The sequence below is a fragment of the Kitasatospora sp. NPDC056076 genome (assembly GCF_042266305.1).
Classification (GTDB): domain Bacteria; phylum Actinomycetota; class Actinomycetes; order Streptomycetales; family Streptomycetaceae; genus Kitasatospora.
Genome location: NZ_JBHJWG010000131.1, coordinates 1 through 1,324 on the forward strand (window position 1 = coordinate 1; position 1,324 = coordinate 1,324).

Genomic DNA, 1,324 nt, shown 5'->3' on the forward strand with positions numbered 1-1,324 from the left:
AGCTAACCGGTCCCCTTAACGTTCCAGCACCGGGCAGGCGTCAGTCCGTATACATCGCCTTACGGCTTCGCACGGACCTGTGTTTTTAGTAAACAGTCGCTTCTCGCTGGTCTCTGCGGCCACCCCCAGCTCAGAGTGCAAGACTCATCACCAGGAATGGCCCCCCTTCTCCCGAAGTTACGGGGGCATTTTGCCGAGTTCCTTAACCATAGTTCACCCGAACGCCTCGGTATTCTCTACCTGACCACCTGAGTCGGTTTGGGGTACGGGCCGCCATGAAACTCGCTAGAGGCTTTTCTCGACAGCATAGGATCATCCACTTCACCACAATCGGCTCGGCATCAGGTCTCAGACTATGTGTGAGGCGGATTTGCCTACCTCACGTCCTACACCCTTACCCCGGGACAACCACCGCCCGGGCTGGACTACCTTCCTGCGTCACCCCATCGCTCACCTACTACAGACTTGGATCGGCGGCTCCACCACTTCCCTTTGCCCGAAGGCTCCGGGACGGCTTCACGGCCTTAGCATCATCTGGTTCAGCGTTGGCGCTTCAAAGCGGGTACGGGAATATCAACCCGTTGTCCATCGACTACGCCTGTCGGCCTCGCCTTAGGTCCCGACTTACCCTGGGCAGATCAGCTTGACCCAGGAACCCTTGGTCAATCGGCGCAAGAGTTTCCCACTCTTGTATCGCTACTCATGCCTGCATTCTCACTCGTATACCGTCCACGACTGGTTTCCACCGCCGCTTCACCCGGCACACGACGCTCCCCTACCCATCCACGCAGCCGTTAGGCCTTCACACGTGAATGACACGACTTCGGTGGTGTGCTTGAGCCCCGCTACATTGTCGGCGCGGAATCACTTGACCAGTGAGCTATTACGCACTCTTTCAAGGGTGGCTGCTTCTAAGCCAACCTCCTGGTTGTCTCTGCGACTCCACATCCTTTCCCACTTAGCACACGCTTAGGGACCTTAGTCGGTGTTCTGGGCTGTTTCCCTCTCGACCATGGAGCTTATCCCCCACAGTCTCACTGCCACGCTCTCACTTACCGGCATTCGGAGTTTGGCTAAGGTCAGTAACCCGGTAAGGCCCATCGCCTATCCAGTGCTCTACCTCCGGCAAGAAACACGTGACGCTGCACCTAAATGCATTTCGGGGAGAACCAGCTATAACGGAGTTTGATTGGCCTTTCACCCCTAACCACAGGTCATCCCCCAGGTTTTCAACCCTGGTGGGTTCGGTCCTCCACACGGTCTTACCCGCGCTTCAACCTGCCCATGGCTAGATCACTCCGCTTCGGGTCTTGGGCATGCAACT

General features: G+C 57.2%; 1 rRNA gene. It reads right to left on the bottom strand.

The annotated features are described in order from the left end of the window. Positions 1-1,324, bottom strand: a 23S ribosomal RNA gene (locus tag ACFC1T_RS38400); the annotation flags it as partial.